This is a genomic window from Kitasatospora sp. GP30 (genome assembly GCF_029892145.1).
Taxonomy (GTDB): Bacteria; Actinomycetota; Actinomycetes; order Streptomycetales; family Streptomycetaceae; genus Kitasatospora; species Kitasatospora acidiphila.
Genome location: NZ_JARZAH010000009.1, coordinates 121848 through 140146 on the forward strand (window position 1 = coordinate 121848; position 18299 = coordinate 140146).

The 18299-nt window shown below is 71.8% G+C and carries 21 protein-coding genes; 9 read left to right on the plus strand and 12 right to left on the minus strand.

Annotated elements, in window-relative coordinates; translation table 11 throughout:
* Window positions 1–37: 37 nt before the first annotated feature.
* Window positions 38–916, plus strand: coding sequence for a formyltransferase family protein (locus P3T35_RS16435; protein ID WP_280706450.1), 879 nt, complete (start codon window positions 38–40; stop codon window positions 914–916).
* Window positions 917–919: 3 nt separating this feature from the next.
* Here the strand turns inward: P3T35_RS16435 and P3T35_RS16440 are convergent, their stop codons facing one another.
* The 4 genes from P3T35_RS16440 to P3T35_RS16455 form a co-directional block, all read right to left on the minus strand.
* Window positions 920–3253, minus strand: coding sequence for an AAA family ATPase (locus P3T35_RS16440; RefSeq protein ID WP_101381788.1), 2334 nt, complete (start codon window positions 3251–3253; stop codon window positions 920–922).
* Window positions 3254–3306: 53 nt separating this feature from the next.
* The gene (locus tag P3T35_RS16445; protein ID WP_101381787.1) at window positions 3307–3918 is read right to left on the minus strand and encodes a DUF6879 family protein; all 612 of its coding nucleotides are present in this window, start codon (window positions 3916–3918) and stop codon (window positions 3307–3309) included.
* A complete protein-coding gene (locus P3T35_RS16450; protein ID WP_101381786.1) occupies window positions 3911–4180 on the minus strand; it encodes a hypothetical protein in 270 nt (89 codons plus the stop codon). The genes P3T35_RS16445 and P3T35_RS16450 overlap by 8 nt, the downstream gene beginning before the upstream one ends.
* Before the next feature lie 314 nt (window positions 4181–4494).
* Window positions 4495–4614, minus strand: a complete 120-nt coding sequence (locus P3T35_RS16455) for a Scr1 family TA system antitoxin-like transcriptional regulator (RefSeq protein ID WP_280706454.1) — start codon at window positions 4612–4614, stop codon at window positions 4495–4497.
* A gap of 78 nt (window positions 4615–4692) precedes the next feature.
* Between P3T35_RS16455 and P3T35_RS16460 the strand changes: the two genes are divergently transcribed.
* A complete protein-coding gene (locus P3T35_RS16460; protein ID WP_280706456.1) occupies window positions 4693–4824 on the plus strand; it encodes a hypothetical protein in 132 nt (43 codons plus the stop codon).
* Window positions 4825–4861: 37 nt separating this feature from the next.
* Complete coding sequence (locus P3T35_RS16465; protein ID WP_180356549.1) at window positions 4862–5008, plus strand: hypothetical protein; 147 nt, start codon at window positions 4862–4864, stop codon at window positions 5006–5008.
* 3 nt (window positions 5009–5011) lie between these two features.
* Here P3T35_RS16465 and thpR read toward each other — a convergent pair whose 3' ends face one another.
* The 4 genes from thpR to P3T35_RS16485 all read right to left on the minus strand — a co-directional run bounded on the left by thpR (window position 5012) and on the right by P3T35_RS16485 (window position 7593).
* Window positions 5012–5599 carry an RNA 2',3'-cyclic phosphodiesterase gene (thpR, locus tag P3T35_RS16470; RefSeq protein ID WP_101381785.1) on the minus strand — a complete coding sequence of 196 codons (588 nt, stop codon included), beginning with the start codon at window positions 5597–5599 and terminating at the stop codon, window positions 5012–5014.
* Between the two features lie 100 nt (window positions 5600–5699).
* Window positions 5700–6104 carry a hypothetical protein gene (locus P3T35_RS16475; RefSeq protein ID WP_101381784.1) on the minus strand — a complete coding sequence of 135 codons (405 nt, stop codon included), beginning with the start codon at window positions 6102–6104 and terminating at the stop codon, window positions 5700–5702.
* A 60-nt stretch (window positions 6105–6164) separates the two neighbouring features.
* Entirely contained in the window at window positions 6165–7112 is a 948-nt protein-coding gene (locus P3T35_RS16480; protein WP_101381783.1) for an alpha/beta fold hydrolase, read from the minus strand.
* Window positions 7113–7197: 85 nt separating this feature from the next.
* The gene (locus P3T35_RS16485) at window positions 7198–7593 is read right to left on the minus strand and encodes an SDR family oxidoreductase (RefSeq protein WP_101381782.1); all 396 of its coding nucleotides are present in this window, start codon (window positions 7591–7593) and stop codon (window positions 7198–7200) included.
* Between the two features lie 56 nt (window positions 7594–7649).
* On the opposite strand from P3T35_RS16485, the gene P3T35_RS16490 reads away from it, so the two are divergent.
* The 5 genes from P3T35_RS16490 (at window position 7650) to P3T35_RS16510 (ending at window position 11410) form a co-directional block, all read left to right on the plus strand.
* Window positions 7650–8633, plus strand: a complete 984-nt coding sequence (locus tag P3T35_RS16490) for an ArsR family transcriptional regulator (protein WP_218976702.1) — start codon at window positions 7650–7652, stop codon at window positions 8631–8633.
* A gap of 298 nt (window positions 8634–8931) precedes the next feature.
* Complete coding sequence (locus P3T35_RS16495) at window positions 8932–9447, plus strand: SigE family RNA polymerase sigma factor (protein ID WP_101381781.1); 516 nt, start codon at window positions 8932–8934, stop codon at window positions 9445–9447.
* Window positions 9447–10082 (plus strand): Stk1 family PASTA domain-containing Ser/Thr kinase, encoded by a 636-nt coding sequence (locus P3T35_RS16500; RefSeq protein ID WP_101381780.1) that lies wholly within the window; start codon window positions 9447–9449, stop codon window positions 10080–10082. Before P3T35_RS16495 ends, P3T35_RS16500 begins: the two co-directional genes overlap by 1 nt.
* A gap of 45 nt (window positions 10083–10127) precedes the next feature.
* Window positions 10128–10673: a GNAT family N-acetyltransferase gene (locus P3T35_RS16505; protein ID WP_280706464.1), complete on the plus strand. Its 546-nt coding sequence runs from the start codon at window positions 10128–10130 to the stop codon at window positions 10671–10673.
* On the plus strand, window positions 10670–11410 hold the full coding sequence (locus P3T35_RS16510) for a peptidase E (RefSeq protein ID WP_101381779.1): 741 nt from the start codon (window positions 10670–10672) through the stop codon (window positions 11408–11410). The genes P3T35_RS16505 and P3T35_RS16510 overlap by 4 nt, the downstream gene beginning before the upstream one ends.
* Before the next feature lie 75 nt (window positions 11411–11485).
* Here the strand turns inward: P3T35_RS16510 and P3T35_RS16515 are convergent, their stop codons facing one another.
* The 4 genes from P3T35_RS16515 to P3T35_RS16530 all read right to left on the minus strand — a co-directional run bounded on the left by P3T35_RS16515 (window position 11486) and on the right by P3T35_RS16530 (window position 14748).
* Window positions 11486–12907, minus strand: coding sequence for an MFS transporter (locus tag P3T35_RS16515; protein WP_280706466.1), 1422 nt, complete (start codon window positions 12905–12907; stop codon window positions 11486–11488).
* 69 nt (window positions 12908–12976) lie between these two features.
* Window positions 12977–13411: a MarR family transcriptional regulator gene (locus P3T35_RS16520; protein WP_101381777.1), complete on the minus strand. Its 435-nt coding sequence runs from the start codon at window positions 13409–13411 to the stop codon at window positions 12977–12979.
* A 91-nt stretch (window positions 13412–13502) separates the two neighbouring features.
* A complete protein-coding gene (locus P3T35_RS16525; protein ID WP_101381776.1) occupies window positions 13503–14414 on the minus strand; it encodes a DUF4231 domain-containing protein in 912 nt (303 codons plus the stop codon).
* A gap of 130 nt (window positions 14415–14544) precedes the next feature.
* A complete protein-coding gene (locus tag P3T35_RS16530) occupies window positions 14545–14748 on the minus strand; it encodes a hypothetical protein (RefSeq protein WP_101381775.1) in 204 nt (67 codons plus the stop codon).
* Window positions 14749–15460: 712 nt separating this feature from the next.
* On the opposite strand from P3T35_RS16530, the gene P3T35_RS16535 reads away from it, so the two are divergent.
* Window positions 15461–18256, plus strand: coding sequence for a hypothetical protein (locus P3T35_RS16535; RefSeq protein ID WP_101381774.1), 2796 nt, complete (start codon window positions 15461–15463; stop codon window positions 18254–18256).
* The last annotated feature ends 43 nt before the right edge of the window (window positions 18257–18299 follow it).

Below are 18299 nucleotides of genomic sequence, written 5' to 3' on the forward strand. Positions count from 1 at the left end.
CTAGGCTCGGCCCTCAGTCAGCCCATGGGGAGGCGCGGTGCCGGAGCGCTTGCGGATCGTTCTGTTGTCCTACGGCGCTGAGGGGTTCGCCGACCTGCACGGCCCGTGCATCGCGGCGGGGCACGAGCCGATCGCCTACGTGTTCGCGCCCCCGCGCCAGCCGGACCAGCGGAGCGCATCCGTGGCGGGGACCGCCGTCGGCAACATCCTGGCTCAGCTGCCGCCGGGCCCTGACCTGTTGCTACCGCGCAGCCCCGCCGGCCTAGCCCGTGCACTCGCCGGCTGTCAACCGGACCTGGTGGTGTGCAACGGGTTCCCTTGGAAGCTCCCGGCCCAGGTGCTGCGGATCCCACGCCTCGGCGTGCTGAACGTCCACCCCTCGTTGCTGCCCCGCCATCGTGGGCCGATGCCGATCCACTGGGCGGTACGCCACGGAGATCCGGAGACGGGGGTGACGGTCCACTGGATGGACGAGTCCTTCGACACCGGCCGCATCCTCGTCCAACGCGGCGGCGTAGAACTGCCGGACGACCTGGACGGCGATCGCGTCTTCGCCAAGGTCCAGGCGCTCTCGCGCGAACTACTCGCTGAGGCGCTGGAACTGGCCGACAGTGGCTTCGCCGGGACGGCCCAGTCCGACGATCGCGCCAGCTACGAAGGTCTGTTCGGCCCGCAGCACTCGATGATCGACTGGTCGGCGAAGCGGCACGACATCCACAATCTCGTCCGCGCCTTCCGCTTCGGACTGTTCCCGGTCCCCGGTCCGCTCGCCATGGTCAACGGCCAGTGGGTATCTGTGCTGAAGTCCCGCACGACACCTGGCGACGGAGTTCGGGTGGAGTGCGGCGACGGTCCACTGTGGGTGGCGGAGTGGGTTCCGGTGCCGACGCGCGCGGCTTGGCTACTCCCGAGCTGACAGTCAGCCTCGCGTGAGCCGCTCGCGCAGGCGTTCTGCTCTCGGGTCGGTGAACTCCCCGAGCAGCGCGAGCGCTTCGCTGCGGTGCCGGGACGCGTCCGCAGAGCCGCCGGTGGCGTCCAGGGCGTCCGCGAGATGGCTCAGAGCCACGGCGCGCTGCCACCGGTCGCCGAGCTCGCCATGCACGGCCGCAGCGCGGCGGTGGAAGTCGGATGCCTCTTCGGCGCGCCCGAGGTCGAGATAGGCCTGCCCCGCGCCGTCCCAAGCCAGCGCCTCGCGGCTGCGGTCCCCGAGCGTGCGCTGGATGACGGCCGCGCGGTGGTAGGAGCCGAGCGCATCCTCCGGGTGCCCCGCCGTGCGTTGCGCCGTGCCGAGTTGGGCCAGCCAATGGCCCTCCGCCACTGGGCTGTTCAGCTCCAGAGCGAGATCGACGGCCTGCTGGGCGGTGTCCAGTGCCTCGTCCTCACGGCGGGTTTCGAGCTGGATCAGGCTGAGGAGCCGTAGCGTGTTGCCCTCGCCCCAGCGGTTGGCCCGCGCCCGGAACGTCTCCAGCCCGGCGCGGACCAGGGGCTCCGCTTCCTCGTATCGGGCCAGCGCCAGCTCGGCCTCGGCGAGGTTGACCGCGACCAGCGGCGCCCAGTAGGCGTCGTCTAGCCCCTGGAAGAGCGTCCGAGCACGCTCGAACGCCTGCCGCGCACCGAAGAGTTGCCGTTGACGCAGTTCTAGCAGTCCGAAGCCGTTGAGGGTCAGCGCCTCGCCGAACGGGTCGCCGAGCTCCCGCCGGACCTCCAGCGCCGCCCGGTACTGCTCGGCCGCCTGGTCGAGCTGGTGGGACTGGGTGAAGGCCATGCCGAGGCTCTCGTGCAGCTCCGCCTGCGCATGCCGGTCACCCTCGCACCTGGCCGCTTCCAGACCCACCAGCGAGACCGCGAGCCAGTCCTGGAACGGATTGCGAATCATGTAGAAGGCGCGCAGCACGACAGCGAGCTGCCAGGCGTATCGGTCAAGACCCAGTGCTGCCGCAGTCCGGGTGGCGGCCACCAGGTTCTCCTGCTCGTGCTCGAACCACTGCATCGAGGCCGCCTCGTCAGCGAGGCTGGCGGGTTCCACCTCGGGGTCGAGCGGGTCCAGCGGGACTCTGGGCTCCTGCGGGGCGATGCGGGCCTGGGCCGCGTCCGCCGTGTGCAGGTACCAGGCGAGCACCCGCCGCAGCGCCTGCTCGCTCTCCTGCGGCTCCTGCTCACCACGCGCTTGGTCGATGGCGTAGGCGCGCAGTAGATCGTGGAACCGGTAGCGGTCCGGGGCAATCTGGTCGACCATGTGGGTCGCGACTAGTCCGTCCAGTAGACGGCGCGTTCGGCGCGTGCCAACAGCTGTGAGCGCGGCGGCGGCACCGGCGCTGAACTCCCCGGTGGGGTGCAGGCCCAGCATCCGAAACAGCCGCGCGGCATCGGCGGACAGCGCGCGGTAGGACCAGGCGAAGACCGAGCGGACCGCCTCCGACTCCTCCTCGTCCTCACTGGAGAGCGCGTCCCACAGGCTGGATTCGTCGCGCAGGTCCTGGATCAGGTCGTCCAGCGGCATCCGTGGCCGTCCGGCCGCGCGCTCGGCCGCGATCCGCAATGCCAGCGGCAGCCGGGCGCAGAGGCGGGCCAGCTGAGTGAGCTCCGCCGGGTCGTCCTCGCTGCGGTAGTCCGCCGTCACCGCTCGCAGGAGGTCCACGGCGTCCTGCTCCGCCAGCACCTCCAGGGTGAGATGCCGGGCGCCTTCCCGCACGCTGAGGCCCGAGAGACGATGGCGGCTGGTCACCACGACCAGTGAGCCCGGAGCGCCTGGCAGCAGTGGGCGGACCTGGGCCGCCTGCGAGGCGTTGTCGAGCACGATCAGCATCCGGCGACCGGCCATCTGCGACCGGTAGGCCGCCGCCATCGCCTCCGGGTCGGCGGGGATCGCGGCAGCGGGTACGCCGAGGGCGCGCAGGAAGCGTTCGAGCACCTGCGCGACGGCGGCCGGTGGCTGCGGATCGTAGCCGTGCAGGTTGGCGTACAGCTGACCATCCGGGAACTGGGCCCGGACTGCGTGCGCCCAGTGCAGCGTGAGTGAGGTCTTGCCGACTCCGGCGGTGCCGGTGACCACCAACACCTGGGCCGCCGAGGGGTGTTCGGCGAGTAGGCGGTCCATGGCCTGCCGTTCCGCTACCCGGTTGACGAACCCGCGCAGGTCGGTGGGCAGCTGCCAGGGCACCGGTTCACTGTGGTGGGCGGGCAGCGGGGGCGCGTGGAAGTGCAGGCCCTGGATGTTCTGGGCCTGCACGACCTGGCCGGCGGTCCCCGACATCGACGAGCTGGTACTGCCTGGGGAGGTCTTCGGTCCCTCCCCTACCGCGTCGCTCACTTGACCGACACCCGGGCGGCTACCTCGCGCGCCATGAAGCTCTCGATGTCCTCGCCCTGGTCGTAGAGGTGGGCGATGAATCGCGCGACGCGCTCCCTGGTAGCGGCGTCCGTGTAGCGGGTCGCGCCGTCGCCGAGGCCGGTCGCGTCGTAGGAGATGTCGTAAACAGTGTCCGGCCCCAGGGTGATCAGCTCCGGCAGCTGCTGCCCGCCCTGTTCGTACTGGGAGATCTGCTCGGGGCCGACGATCCGGATCAGCTCGCCGCACTCGGCCCGCACGCGCAGCAGGTGCAGCTCCCAAATGAGATACAGGGTGACGGGGAACTCGACGACCCGCACGCGCAGCAGGCGGCAGTCGTGGTCGGCGGCCAGTTGGGAGAGCTGGAGCAGCTCGCCGCGCCGGGCCTCGATCAGCTCCAGCGCCCGCGCCCAGTCGCCCTCGGAGTAGGCCCGCCAACTGGCGTCCCCTGGCTCCACGAAGTGCTGGCGGCGTTCCAGCTTCCACGAGTCCCAGCCGTCGACGGCGAAGTCCCGCTTGCGGAAGTCCGCCCGGTAGACATCGAGGGCGAGGCGCTCGCCGCGGGAGGAGGAGCCGAGGAGGTCACGCATCCGGCAGGTCCGCCTTCGCGGCGAGGAGCGTGATCCGGGGGATGACCACCAAGCGCTCACCATCACCGATAACGAGGTCTTGAGGCAGGCCCGCCCGGTAGGCCTCGGTCAGGTCGCGTCCGACGACGGCGATGTCGCCGTTCTCGAGCTCCCAGACGTCCGGACAGCCGTCCCGCCCGCCGGTCGTCCCCAGCTCAGCCGGCGACTTGCCCAGGCGCCGGGTCAGCACGGCGTCGGGATCCGCCTCCCAGGGGTGGCTCATGGCACTCCTTCGGGCTTGCACGTGAGCAACTGGATACTCAGCGTACATGTAGCGCCTGACCGACCGTCAATATCGGCGAATCCGCCATTGGGGCGTGGAGTCGGCTCCGAGAGGAATCGGTCGGCGAGCCGGAAGTCAACTCAGGCTAAGAATAACGACTTTGAGAGAAGATAGGAAGGCAGTGAAGGAGGGGAAGGGGAAGGCAAGGGAGGGGACATGGGGGTCCTTGAGTCACGGACGGGGACGACGCCGTGGATAGCGGACTGCGGGGCGCATTCGACGCACTGGACACACGCTTCCGACCGTTCGGCAGCTCAAGAATGGTCATGCCACTCGTCGGGCCGGAGTAACCGCCCCGCCGCAAACGGCAGAACCTGAACCTTGACGTTGGGCAGTTGCATCACGGTCAGCACGTGCGCGTGCTGCTCCCGCATCACTGCGGGCCCACCCACCACGCGCCCCGACGGCGTGCAGCCGCCCGAGCTCCCCTACGAGCCGTTCGGCGCGGGGAGTTGATCTACGACGTGCTCAACCAGCGCACCGGCGCGTTCATGGACCGCAGCCGCCAGCTCGTCTACCTGCCTGAGCGCGGTGGCAGCGAATGGGAGGTGGGCGTCAAGTGGCTGACGAAGTCCGCTCCGTGATGCCGTCCATCCGCCAAGCACCGGCCCCCTCGACGAGTTGGAGGACGCACTCGTGGACCGGGAACTCGATGTCCCCGACCTTTCCGCCGCCCTCCGCGTCACCCCCACCGGGACCGTCCTCGTCCAGCTCCGCCCGCTGCTCCCCACCGAGCTGCTGCTGATCACCGAGGCCCTCCGCCGCTGAGTGCTACGCGGGGTGCAGCGCCCAACTGCGCACCCGCGTGTACTGCGCAGGGCCGCCGTGGAACTCGCTGCGCATCAGATGCACCGCAGCCACCGTGAACTCCGCGCCCTTGAACGTCTCCAGTCGCTGGGCCGCCGTCCGGAGCGCCTTCCGCTCCTCGGCGTCATGGTGGCCCCTGGGGCCGGTGCGAGCCAGGGTCAGATGCGGGTGGAAGGCAACCTCCTCACCCAGGTCCGGTGCCTCCTCCCCCAGCACCTCGCCCGTCACCGTGGTCACCGAGCGCGCCAGCCCCCGCAGCGCCCAGGTCTCGCCGGCCAGCCCGACCCAGAGCACCCGGTCGTGGAAGTGCCCGCCCCCGGCGAGCCGCAGCCGGTGCACCGGGTGTCCCAGTACCGCCTGCGCGAGCCCGTCCTCCAACGCCGGCAGGCGCTCCTCGTCCACCGCGCCCAGGAAGGCCAGCGTCAGATGCCGCCCCTGGGGTGCCGTCCAGCGCAGCCGCTCCGCACCCGGCAGGTCACGCAGCGGCGCCACAACGGCGTCCAGCTCGGCGAGTACCTCGGACGGGGGCAGCACCGCGACGAAGAGCCTCATGACTCCATTCTCTGCCCGCCGCACCTCTTTCACGCTTCGCCGCTCTGGTCACGGGGGCCGGAGAGGTCCCCGTGACCAGCTGCGCAGCTCGCCGTCCGCATCAGGCGGCGTCAAGGGCATTGGTGATCTTGCGGATCATGTCGGTCATGGTGGGGCTGGGCTCGCCGCGGTGGGTGGCCGCTTCGAGAGCGAGGAGGACGATGCTGCGGAAGTTGTCGGCCTCGGCCGGGTCCTGCCGCTTGAGCAGGCTCATGGACTCCGTCAGGGCCGGCAGCACCTGGTCGGCGAGGGCGGCCACGGTCTTGTCGTTCAGCTTCACGGCCCCCGGCTTCTCGCCGAGCACGTGCCCGACCGCACCGGTCGCGGAGGCCAGGGCGATGGAGCCGTCGGTGGAGATCCGGTGCGGCTTGCCGCCGGCCACACCGGCGGCCGTCAGCAGCGCGACGGCACCGTACGCGGCGATCCGCAGGGTGGCCTTGTCCTGGTCGGTGAAGGTGATGCTCATGGTTGGTGCGCTCCCTTGAATCAGTGGTGTGAAAACGGTTGGTCGGATGGACTTGCGGGCTCAGGCGCGGGCGGTGGCCCGGTCGACGACGTCGTGGATCGCCTGGACCACGAGATCGGCGCGCTCGAAGCACAGCTGGCTGTGGTTGGTGTCGGTGAGGATGCGCTGCTCGCCGTCCGAGACCGCGTTCACCATGGACGCGTACAGCCGCGTCTTGCCCTCGTGCATCTCACGCAGCGCCTCCTCCGACATCAGCGCCTGCTGGGCGGGGTCGACGGCCAGCGGGGTGAGTGCGATCAGCGGGACGTCGGGGATGTCCGCCCCGGCCCGCAGCTCCTGCGCCAGCGCGGCCATCGAGGCGCGTTCGGCGATGCCGGCGTGGATCCACCGGTCGCTCACGTGGTACTCGACCAGCGACTCCCGCACGTGCTCCGGGTAGTCGGCCAGCATCTGGGCGACGAACTCGCGCATGAACGGCAGCGCCTGGCGCAGCTGCTCCTCGGTCGGGGCGAGCTCGTCGCTGGCCGCCAGGCTCAGCTCGGCGGGCACGAAGTCGTCCCAGTCGCGGTGGAAGGCGTCCAGCCAGACCAGCCCGGCAACCTCCTGCGGGTAGAGCTGCGCGAACCGGTGCGCGTAGGCGCCGCCGAGGGAGTGCGCCACCAGGACGTACGGGCCGGCGATGCCCTGGGCGTGCAGCAGCTCGTGCAGTTCGGTGGCGACCTCCGCGGCGGTGCGCGGCAGCGCGGCCGGGTCGCTGTAGCCGGTGCCGGCGCGGTCGTACACCACGGCGGTGGTGAACTGCGCGACCTGCTGCTGGATGCCGAAGTAGTCCAGGCCGACCGCGCTGGCGCCGGGCAGGAACACGACGGCCGGTCCGTCGCCGCTGCCCGCCCGGTGCACGAAGATGCGGCGGCCGTCGATGTCCTGGAACCCGCCGAGTGGAGCAGCGAGCGGAGGAGTCAGCTGGGTCGAAGCGGTGTTGTTCGAGGTGGTGTTGTTCGAAGTCATGCGTCAACTATCGGCGGCTCGCCTGACACCACCCTGTCGCCGTCCTGACACGGCCGCTGACACGGTGTTCCACCTGGTTCGCGCGTCAGTCGACCGGCCCGCCCGCCACGTAGACCACCTGCCCGGAGACGAACCCGGCACCGGGGCTGACCAGGAACGACGCGGTGTGCGCGATGTCCTCCGGCTGGCCCACCCGGCCGACCGGGATGTTGACCAGCACGGTCGGCGGCCCGAACGCGGCAGCGACCTGGGCGATAGCAGCCGTGATCGCCGCCTCGTCCGCGACGTCGGCGGCAACGGCCAGCGCCGACCCGCCGGCGCGCGCGATGGCGTCCACGGTGTCGGCGCAGTCCGCTGCGTCGAGGTCGAGCACGCCGACCGCCAGGCCGTCGCCCGCCAGGCGCTTGGCCACCGCCGCGCCGATGCCGCGGGCCGCCCCGGTGACAATGGCCGTGCGCTGCTGCTGAGTTGGGTGCGTCATGAGGGGAATTCAAGCGCGGCAGCGGTGCGTCGGCAATCGATGTAGCGTACGGCTTAATGATCACCTTCGTACTCGGCGTCGAGGACCTCGCGGACACCCGGTTCGCCGTCTCGCCCATGCATGAGACGCTGCTCAGCCTGCGGATGCTGCGAGACCCGGGGCTCTCCGCGCTGCATCTGCCGTGGCGCAGGTCGGTGCTGGGGCAACTGGGGTCGCTGGACACCGCGCTGCTGCTGTCGCTGGTCGCCCCGCGGCTGATGATCCCGGACTTCCTGACCCCGCAGCCCACCAGCTTCGCACCCACCTTCGAGGAGCAACTCGCCCTGGTGCGCAAGGTGTCCGCCGCCCGGGTCCGCCAGGACATCCAACTCGCCCACGCACCCGACCAGTTGCCGGAGGCGCTGCGGGATGCCGCCGCTCGCGACGATGCCGCGGTCATCGCGCTCCGTGATGCCATCTGCGAAGTGCTGATTCACTACCGGCAGTTGGCGATCGCACCGAGCTGGCCGCGGCTGCGCCTGCTCCTGGAAGCCGACATGACCTACCGCGCACGCCAACTCGCCCTGGGCGGCGCGCGGTTGCTCTTCGCCGACATGCACCCGAATCTGCGCTGGCAGGACGGGGAGCTGCGGATCGGCCAGATGCTCTGCACGCACCGGGTCTCGGCGGCCGGGCGAGGGCTGCTGCTCGTGCCGTCGGCGTTCGCACACAAGCCCGCGCCGCCACTCAGCCCCGAGACGCCGCCACGGCTGGTCTATCCGTGTCGTGGGGTGGCGACGCTGTGGGAGCCGACGCCGAAAGTCGACTCGGCCGACCTCGTGTCCCTGCTAGGTGCGCCGCGCGCCCGGCTGCTCGGCCTGTTGGAGGAGCCGCTCGCCACCGTGGAACTCGCCCGCCGCCTCCGGGTCACCCCGAGCGCGGTCTCCCAGCACTTGCGCGTCCTGCACGCCACCGCCCTGGTCACCCGGGCCCGCGCCGGGCGGCAAGTGCTCTACCAGCGCAGCACGCTCGGCGACCAGCTGGCCCCCTCGCCCACATGACACAGGCGCGTCCTGCACGCCACCGCCCTGGTCACCCGGGCCCGCGCCGGGCGGCAAGTGCTCTACCAGCGCAGCACGCTCGGCGACCAACTGGCCCCCTCGCCCACATGACAGGCGCGTCCTGCACGCCACCGCCCTGGTCACCCGGGCCCGCGCCGGGCGGCAAGTGCTCTACCAGCGCAGCACGCTCGGCGACCAGCTGGCCCCCTCGCCCGCGTGACGCAGGTCACCACTGCCGGGTGCAGCAGCTGGCGGCCGGCCGCCGTCATGGGGGCAGGAACCGTAGCAAGGAGAATCTGTGGGTAGCTGGCAGCGGGCCGAGCGGCTCGACTTCGTCGAGTTCGTCCAGCAGCGCTCTGCGGCACTCTTCCGGACCGCCTACGTGCTGACCGGCCATCAGCAGGTGGCCGAAGACCTGGTGCAGGAGGCGCTGGAGAAGGCGTGCCGGCGCTGGCGGCGGATCGCGGCGACCGACTCGCCGGAGGCGTATGTGCGGCGGATCCTGGTCAACCTGGCCAACGACCGCTGGCGGCGCGCCAAACGGGCCGGCGAGCGGTTCGAGGTGCCCGAGCGAGCCGACCCGCACGACTCGTACCGGCAGGTGGAGCTGCGCGACGGGCTGGTCCGGGCGCTGCACGCGCTGCCGATCGGCATGCGCACCGTGGTGGTGCTGCACTACCTGCACGACCAGGGACCGGATGAGATCGCCGAGACGCTGGGCATCACGGCGAGCTCGGTGCGCTCCCAACTCTCCCGGGGCATAGGCAAGCTCCGTATGTCCGAGATCAACTTCCCGCAGTTCGAAGGTGCCTGATGACGATCCCTCAGCACGGTTCCGACATCCCTGATCCCGAGTTCGGAAAGGCACTGACCCACGCTATGGAGAACTTCGCGAACGACCCGCAGCCTCCGGTCTTCGACGCGCCCGCGATGGTCGGCCGGGCCAGGCGGCGCCGCCGCCTGGTGGTGGGCGGCGCGGCGGCCGCAGTGGTGGTGCTGGGGGCGGGGGTGGCCTTCGGGGCACAGGCCGCGCGACCGGGGGCGGGGCAGGTGAACGCGGCGGCCGGCGCGGTCGCCACGAACACCGCGCCCGCCACACCCGCCTCCTCCGGCACCCCCTCCCCCGGTCCGAGCTCGACCCCCGCCTCCTCCGGCACCCCTTCCGCCGGGCCGACCTCGACCCCCGCTTCCTCGGGCACGCCCTCCGCCGCGTCGACCCCGACCTCACCCGCAATCGCGGGTTCGGCCGTGGTGCCGTCCGTCGTCGGTCAGTCCGAGGCCACGGCTCGGCAGCTGCTGGCCGCCGCCGGGCTGCAGGTGGGCACGGTGCACGACTTCACGGACTGGCACATGGCGGCGGGGCTGGTGATCTCCGTGCAGCCCGCCGCCGGCGCGACCGTCCCGAAGGGCACGGCGGTCGATCTGTTCGTGTCCAAGGGAAAGCCGTAGCTGGAGCCCTGACACACCGCCACCACTCGGTGTAAACAAGATCGTATGAAGATTCGACCCGGTGGCCCCGACGACGTCCCAGCCATTCTCGCCATGCTCGACACCACCATGGAATGGCTGGTCGCCCAGGGGCGCACCGGTCAGTGGGGCGACCAGCCGTGGTCCACCAGTGAGGCCCGGGTGGCTCAGCTGATTAAGTACGCCACCGACTACCTGATGCGCATCGCGGAGGACGACGACGGCCGGCTGATCGGCGTCTGCGTGCTCGCCCAGGAGCTCTCGGAGTACATCCCGCCCGCCGACCTGCCCGAGCTCTACCTCCGCTTCCTCGCCACGGACCGGACCCGCAAGAACACCGGCGTCGGCGCCGCCCTGATCGCCGACGCCCGCGCCGAGACCGCCCGCCGCGGCCTGCCCCTGCTGCGCGTCGACTGCTACGGCGGCGGCGACCGCCGGCTGGTCGCCGCCTACCGCGCCCTGGGCTTCACCGAGACCGAGCCCTTCGAGGTCCCGCGCCCGGACGGCACCCCGTGGCCGGGCCAGCTCCTGGAGATCCGGCTCGGCTCGCCGCAGGACGGTGGTGCGTCGTGACCGCGCCCGAGCCGACCATCCTCGCCACCTCCGGCGGCCACCGCCCCGGCGGGCGCACCATGGTGGCGTTCAACTCCCTGGTGCACCACGCGGTCGAGCTGTCGGGTGCGCACGGCCGCCGGCCCCGGGTGATGTACATCGGGACGGCGATCGGCGACGCCGAGCACTTCACCGCGCGGATGCTGGAGGCAGCCAGGGTCGCCGGATTCGACCTGACGCCGCTGACCCTCTTCCCGATGCCCAACCTCGAGGACGTCGAGAGCGCCGTTCTCGAGCAGGACGTCGTCTGGGTCATGGGCGGTTCGGTGGCCAACCTGCTGGCCGTGTGGCGGGTCCACGGGCTCGACGCGATCCTGCGGCGCGCCTGGGAGGCCGGCGTGGTGCTCAGCGGGGTCAGCGCCGGATCGATCTGCTGGTTCCAGGGCGGCGCCACCGACTCCTTCGGCCCTCAACTGCGCCCGATCACCAACGCACTCGGCTTCCTGCCCTACGGTAATGGCGTCCATTACGACGTCGACGCGGGGCGCCGCCCGCTGATCCACCGGCTCGTCGCGGACGGCACCCTGCCGGAAGCGCACTGCACCGACGACGGCGTGGGCCTGGTCTACCGCGGCACCAAGCTGGTCGAGACCGTCACCGAAACCCCGGGCAAGGGCGCCTACCTGGTCACCCGTGACGGCACCTCAGCCATCGAGGAGCGCCTGGAACCCCGCCTGCTCCCCGCCCCGCGTCACTGAGGCGCCCGGGCACCGGGGCGGGCGCTCCAGGGCGGGCGCTCCGGGGCGGGCGGCACCGCCCGCCCCGGCCAGGCGTCAGCAGGCCGCCGCCAACTCCCGCCGCTCCGGCGCCACCTGGGACTCGTGCCGGCGCGGGACGAAGGCCACCACGCGGCCGCCGTTGCCGCGGTGGAGGTCGACCCGCAGGCGCAGGTCGGCGCAGCGGGCCAGGACCAGGCCGACGGCCAGGGCGGCGAGCAGCGAGACCGCGCCGCAGGCGAGCAGGCCGAGGCGCGGGCCGTAGCTCGCGGTCACCCAGCCGACCAGCGGGGCGCCGACGGGCGTGCCACCGGTGAAGACCAGCACCAGCAGGCCCATCACCCGGCCGCGCATCTCCGGGTCGGTGGCCAGCTGGACGTAGGAGTTGACCGTGGTGTTGAAGGTCAGCCCGAAGACGCCGATCAGGGTGAGCAGCAGCGCGAAGCTCCAGTAGCCGGGCGCCACCGCCGCGACCGTCTCCAGCAGGCCGAAGGCCACGGCCGCACCGGTCAGCAGGCGCAGTCGGGGGTTGCCCCGGCGGGCGGCGATCAGGGCGCCGGTGAGCGAGCCGAGCGCCATCGCGGTGTTCAGCAGGCCGTAGAGGCCGGGGCCGACGTGGAAGGTGCGGTAGGCGAAACCGGAGAGCAGCGTCGGGAAGTTGAAGCCGAAGGTGCCGATGAACCCGGCCAGCACCAGCGGCCACATCAGGTCCGGACGCTCCTTCACATACCGCAGGCCCTCGCGCAGTTGGCCCTTCTCGCGCGGGATCCGCCCGACCGGGCGCAGCTCACTGACGCGCATCGCCAGCAGGCCGCCGATCACCGCGGCGAACGAGACCGCGTTGAGCGCGAACGCCCAGCCGCTGCCGACCGCGGCGATCAGCAGGCCGGCCACCGCCGGGCCGACCAGGCGCGCGGTCTGGAAGTTGGCCGCATTCAGGCTGACCGCGTTGGCCAGGTCCTTCGGGCCGACCATCTCGGAGACGAAGGCCTGCCGAGTCGGGGTGTCGACCACGGTGACCAGGCCGAGCAGCAGCGCGAAGGCGTAGACGTGGTACTCGGTCACGGCGCCGGAGATGGTCAGCGCGGCGAGTCCCGCCGCCAGCGCGCCCATCGCGCCCTGGGTGGCGATCAGCAGTCGCCGCTTGGGCATCCGGTCGGCCAGCACCCCGCCGAAGAGGCCGAGCAGCAGGGTGGGCAGGAACTGCATGGCGGTGGTGACGCCCACCGCGAGCGGGCTGCCGGTCAGGCTCAGCACCAGCCAGTCCTGGGCGATCCGCTGCATCCAGCTGCCGGTGTTGCTGACGATCTGACCGGCGAAGAAGTACCGGTAGTTGCGCACCCGCAGCGAGGAGAACATCCCCCCGGGTCGGGTGAAGCGGGCCCCGGTGGGGCCTGCCGTGGCCGTTGGGCCTGGTGCGGCGGGGCCAGCCGCCGCGGTGCGTTCCTCGGGGTCGTTGGTATGGCTTCCCTTGCTCATATGGTCGGTTCCTCTCGTTCGCGGTTCGCCGGGCTACCGCCACCCGGCCGTGCCAACCCTGTCCGAGAGCTACAGATGCGCCAGCCGGTACAGCGCGGGAGCCGCCTCCCGCACCGCCGCCCACTCCTCGTCGGTCAGCTGGGAGGCGAGTTCGGCCAGCCAGGCGTTGCGCCGCCGCCGGGACTCGTCGAGGATCTCGGCCGCCTGCTCGGTCATGCTGACCACCACCTGGCGCCGGTCCTGCGGGTGCGACTCGCGCCGCACCAGACCCTTCTCCTCCAGCATCGCGATGATGCGCGTCATCGACGGCGGCTGCACGTGCTCGCGCCGCGCCAACTCCCCAGGCGTGGCACTGCCGCACCGCGCCAACGTGCCGAGCACGCTCATCTCGGTCGGGCTGAGCGACTGCTCGACGTGCTGGTGCTTCAGACGACGGGACAGACGCATCACAGAGGACCTCAGCTGATTGACAGCGACGAGGTCCTCCTCGGACATCTCGGACATGATACTTAGCTTACGTCATTACTCTAGCTAAATAAAAATCGGCATGCGCGAGCCGACCGTCCGAGCAACCCGGAAGAGGGAAAGAGACAGGTCAGTGCGGGAACGCCCGGTGGCTGCGCCAGCTGGTGTGCTCGCGGGACACCGCGTCCTCCACGTCGCCCGCCAGGCTCGCCCACTGGGCCTCGGCCGCCGGGTCGTTGAGGTCGAGCACGGTCAGCTTGCCCCAGACCACGTCGAGCTCCTTGGCCGCCAGCCGGTAGGTGGAGACCAGCGGGCGCAGCTGCTTCAGCTGGTTCCAGGCGATGATCGCGGCGGCCGCCGCCGCGCAGACGCCGAACAGGCTGACCGAGAGCACCCCGGCCGCCTGGGCCACCGCCGCCGCGCCACCCAGGATCATCAGCGTCACCGTGCCCAGCCCCCAGGAGACCGCCTGCGACTCATAGGCGCTCGCCTTCGCCAGGTACCAGGTGCGCTGGCCCTCCACCCGGACCCGCAGGTACCCGGTCCGCCGGTCGACCAGCCCCGCGGCCCGCAACTCCCGCATGCCGTCGGTGATCTCCGGTGCCGCGCCGGCCGGCAGCGCCCCGGAGTCCTCGAAGGTCCGCAGCACCTCGGCGACCTGCGCGCGGTACTCCTCGTCCACCTCGGGGGAGTCGGCCGGGCCGCCGAACGGCCGGGCCCGCACCGTGTACTTCCAGGCCAGCGTCTTGACCGATTCGGCCGCCGCGCGGGCCTCGAACCAGCGGGCCTGCGGATTGACCGCCCGCAGGCGGGACCAGAACCAGCCGGCCACCACGAAGGCGGCCACGGATATCAGCGGCGCGACCCCGGAGTCACCGCCCGTCGCCGCGCCGACCGCAGCCGCGACCACCAGCATCACGATCATCCCGCGGTTCCAGCGCAGGGTCTGGCGCTGTGCGGCGATCGAGGCCTGGTCGGCCGTCTGGAACGGCTCTGGCAGGAAGTCGGCCTCGTCGATCCCGGACGGGTCCCATCGCACCATCAGAGAGTGCCCCCTCACGACTCAGGAGGCAGTATGCCCACCGTCAACACGGCTACACAGAGCGCTTTCCGGCCATCTGGCGCCAAGTGGCCACCCGGCGCGCAGCGGCCGCCCCGCCGTTGACGGCCCGTCAGCGCCGCCTGGCCGGCACCACGGCGGCCACCAGCGCCATCACCGCGCCCAGCACCCCCAACTCGCCCAGCAGCAGCCAGCGCACCGGCACCGCCGCCGCCGGACCCACCGGAGCCGCCGCGAGCCCCAGCAGACCGCCGAGGACGGCCAGCACCACCAGGACCGCCAGCACGGCGGCCCCGCGCCCGGACTCCCGGACCATCGGTCGAGCTTGCTGCCTCACCATCGCCATGAGTCCAGCGTCCCGGACCGGACCGCCGCGCGGTACCCGGGAACGACCCCGAAATTCCCCTGAGTCCGCCTACCCCCGAGGGACGAGCGGAGGATGCGGGAGGGAGGAGCACGGGTGGACCAGAGGATGAGCCGTGCGGACGATCTGCCCCATCGTCACCATGCCGTGGACGGACCGGCGGAACCCCATTGAGACCGGTCGCCGGCGACCGATACCCTGCGCTCGGCCCATACGTTGTTCACACCGTATTACAGGCCCCTCACACTTCCGCCGGCCTCGCCGGCACCCACCGGGGGAGGAACCCTGATGAGGGAGCGCAGCCGCGCCCCGCACCGCCCTGGCAGCCGCGCCCCGCACCGCCCTGGCAGCCGGTCTCGCAGGCTCACCGCGGTAGCGGTACCTGCCACCGCCGCGGCCGGCACCAGCGTCCCGGCCATGACTGGCGGAACGTCATCGGCCAGGCCGACCGACGGCAACCTCGTCTGCGGCATGGTGCCGCGCCGGCAGCCGGTCCGGGCATCAGGCACCTGGGACCGCAGCGGCGCCCACGCGGCCATGCAGCCCGGATGGCCCCTTCGTGGTCTACGGCGCCGACCAACACCCCGCGGTGGTACTACACGCGCTGAAGACGCGGCAGTAGGACCCAACTCGCGTATCTGACACATCTCTTGGGGGAAACAGCATGAGACTCGGCCACCTGGCCGCCACATCCCTGCTCGCCACCGCACTGGCGGCGAGCGCCGCGAGCCCCGCACTGGCGGCGAGCGCCGCGAGCCCCGCACTCGCGGCCGGCTCGCCCTCGGCCCGCGCGGCGAGCGCCGGCACCGGGGTCCCGGGCGACATCGACGGGGACGGTACCCCGGACGTCGTGCAGGGCGTCGGCAACTACCTCGGCGCGTTCCCGGTCGGCGCTTCCGCGTTCACCGCCTCGACCCAGGCGGCCGCTCCGGAGTCGTCGATGACCTGGGGCCAGTATGCGATCACCCACCGAGGCAGCCTCACCGGCGGCAATACCGATGACCTGGTGCTCCTCAACCCCGGCTCGCACCATGTCTACGTCTATCCGAACGACGCCGAATTCGGCGGTACGCCGGGGCACTTCACCCACAAGGACAAGGTCCTGACCGTCGCCAAGCCGGCCACCTGCGCCGCCGGCGACTGCACCGGCTACGACCAGACCTGGAACTCCACCACCCAGATCCTGGCCACCGACGGCGGCAACGGGGCCAACACCCAGCCGGCGCTGATCACGGTGGAGAACGGCAAGCTCTGGTACTACCCGGCGGCCAAGAGCGGCCCGTCCTTCGGTAATCCGGTGCTGCTCGGCACCGGCGACTGGAGCGGCACCTCCCTGATCGCCCCCGGCAAGGTCGGCGGCGTGCCGACCCTCTGGGTACGCGGCTCGGGCGAGACTGGCGCGATCGACAGCTTCCCGCTCACCTTCAAGGCCGACGGCACGCCCACCACCGTCCTCACCGCCCCCCTGCCGCAGCCGCTGCAGAACGGGCTGGTGCAGACCGACGGCACCCACCTGTGCCTGTCGGCCTTCCCCGCAGGGGCCACCACCGGGCACGTCCCGCTGACCCTCGCGGCCTGCTCCAACCCGATGACGGCGCACTTCCAGTTCGGCAACGACGGCACCGTCCACGCCTGGGGCGACTGCCTCGACGCCGCCACGGCCGGCCTGTCGACCTGCGACAGCCGTGACTCGGAGCAGCACTGGCAACCGGGCAACTACGGCTCGCTGGTCGACTCGGCCTCCGGAAAGTGCTTCGGCTTCCCGCCCGTCATCTTCACCGACTCACTGCCCTCGATGGCCTCCTGCGACGTCTCCCAAGGCCAGCGCTTCGGCGCCGCCGGCGGTGACACCCCGGGCCCGCTGCCCGGCCGGCTGGACCTGCTGCCGGGCTCCTACTACCAGACCGGCACCTCGGGTGGCCCGGTCACCTCCGCCGGCGATGCCGACGGCACCGGCAACCCGGCCCTGCTCTGGGACTTCAACGGCCGCGTCTACAGCTACCCGGGCCTGCCGCCGGTCAACGGAGTCGCCCAACTCAGCCCCGCGCGCATCCCGCTCGGGTCCGACCTTCCGTACTCCATGACGGCGCCCGGCGACCTCCTGGCCCTCCAGGGCATCCCCGGCGACGTCAGCTACGGTCCCTGCGCCAAGCTGACCATGCAGGAAGACGGCAACCTGGTCTACAGCGACTACCAGGGCAAGGTCCTCTGGTCGACCGGCACCGCCGGTCACCCGAACGCCGCAGCGGCCTGGGACCCCGCCAAGGGACTCGTCGTCCAGGAGGCCGGCCAGACCCTGTGGAGCGCCGGGCCGGCCACCCTGAACGGCCGCTACCTGGCCCTCACGTCCGACTGCGACCTGGTGGTCAAGGACCAGAACGGCAAGGCACTCTGGGGCACCGGCAGCTACGAGCCCGCCCATGACCCGAACGGCTACGGCATCGCGCCCGGCACCACCCTGCACGCGGGCAGCTCCCTGCCCGGCACCACCGGTGTCCACCTCCAGGTGACCGCCACCGGCGACCTGGAGCTGGTCGGCACCGACGGCAAGCTGCTCTGGACCGCCGGCACCTACGGCCACCCGGGCGCCTACGCCACCCTGCAGACCGACGGCGACCTGGTGCTCCAGGACGCCGCCGGCAACCCGCTCTGGTCCAGCCGCACCGGCGGCCACCCGGGTGACCACCTCACCGTGCAGAACGACACCAACCTCGTCATCTTCGACGCCGACGACACGCCGCTCTGGAGCAGGGGCACGTCCGGTGCCGCGTTCGCCGCCGGGAGCAGCCTGGCGAGCGGTCAGTCGCTGCAGGGGCAGCGCGCCCGGCTGACCATGCAGGCCGACGGCAACCTGGTGCTCTACTCGCAGGCAACCGGCCGCTCCCTCTGGTCCACCGGCACCTGGGGCCACCCCGGCGCCACCGCCACCCTTCAGGCCGACGGCAACCTGGTCGTCTACGGCACCGGCCACAACTCCCTCTGGTCCACCGGCACCTGGGGCCACCCCGGCGGCCGCGCCATCCTGCTGGACACCGCCGACCTCGCCGTCCTCGACAGCCTGGGCAACCAGCTCTGGCACAGCGGCACCGACGTCACCGGCCCGCTCTACCGCGGTGCGGTGGTCAACCCGGGCGACCGGCTGCCCTCGGGCTACGTGATCGACAACTCCCGCTACCAGGGCACCAAGCTGAGCATGCAGGCCGACGGCAACCTGGTGCTCTACGGATCCAGCGGCCGCTCCCTCTGGTCGACCGGCACCTGGGGCCACCCCGGCGCCACCGCCGCCATGCAGGCCGACGGCAACTTCGTGCTCTCCGGCACCGACCGCAACTCCCTCTGGTCCACCGGCACCTGGGGCCACCCCGGCGCCTACGCCGTCGTGCAGTACGACTCGAACGTCGTGCTCTACGACGCCGACGGCAGGTCCCTCTGGTCCACCGGCACCTGGATGCAGCACTGACCCGATCCCGGTAACCGGCCGAGCCCGGCCCCGCGCCAGCGGG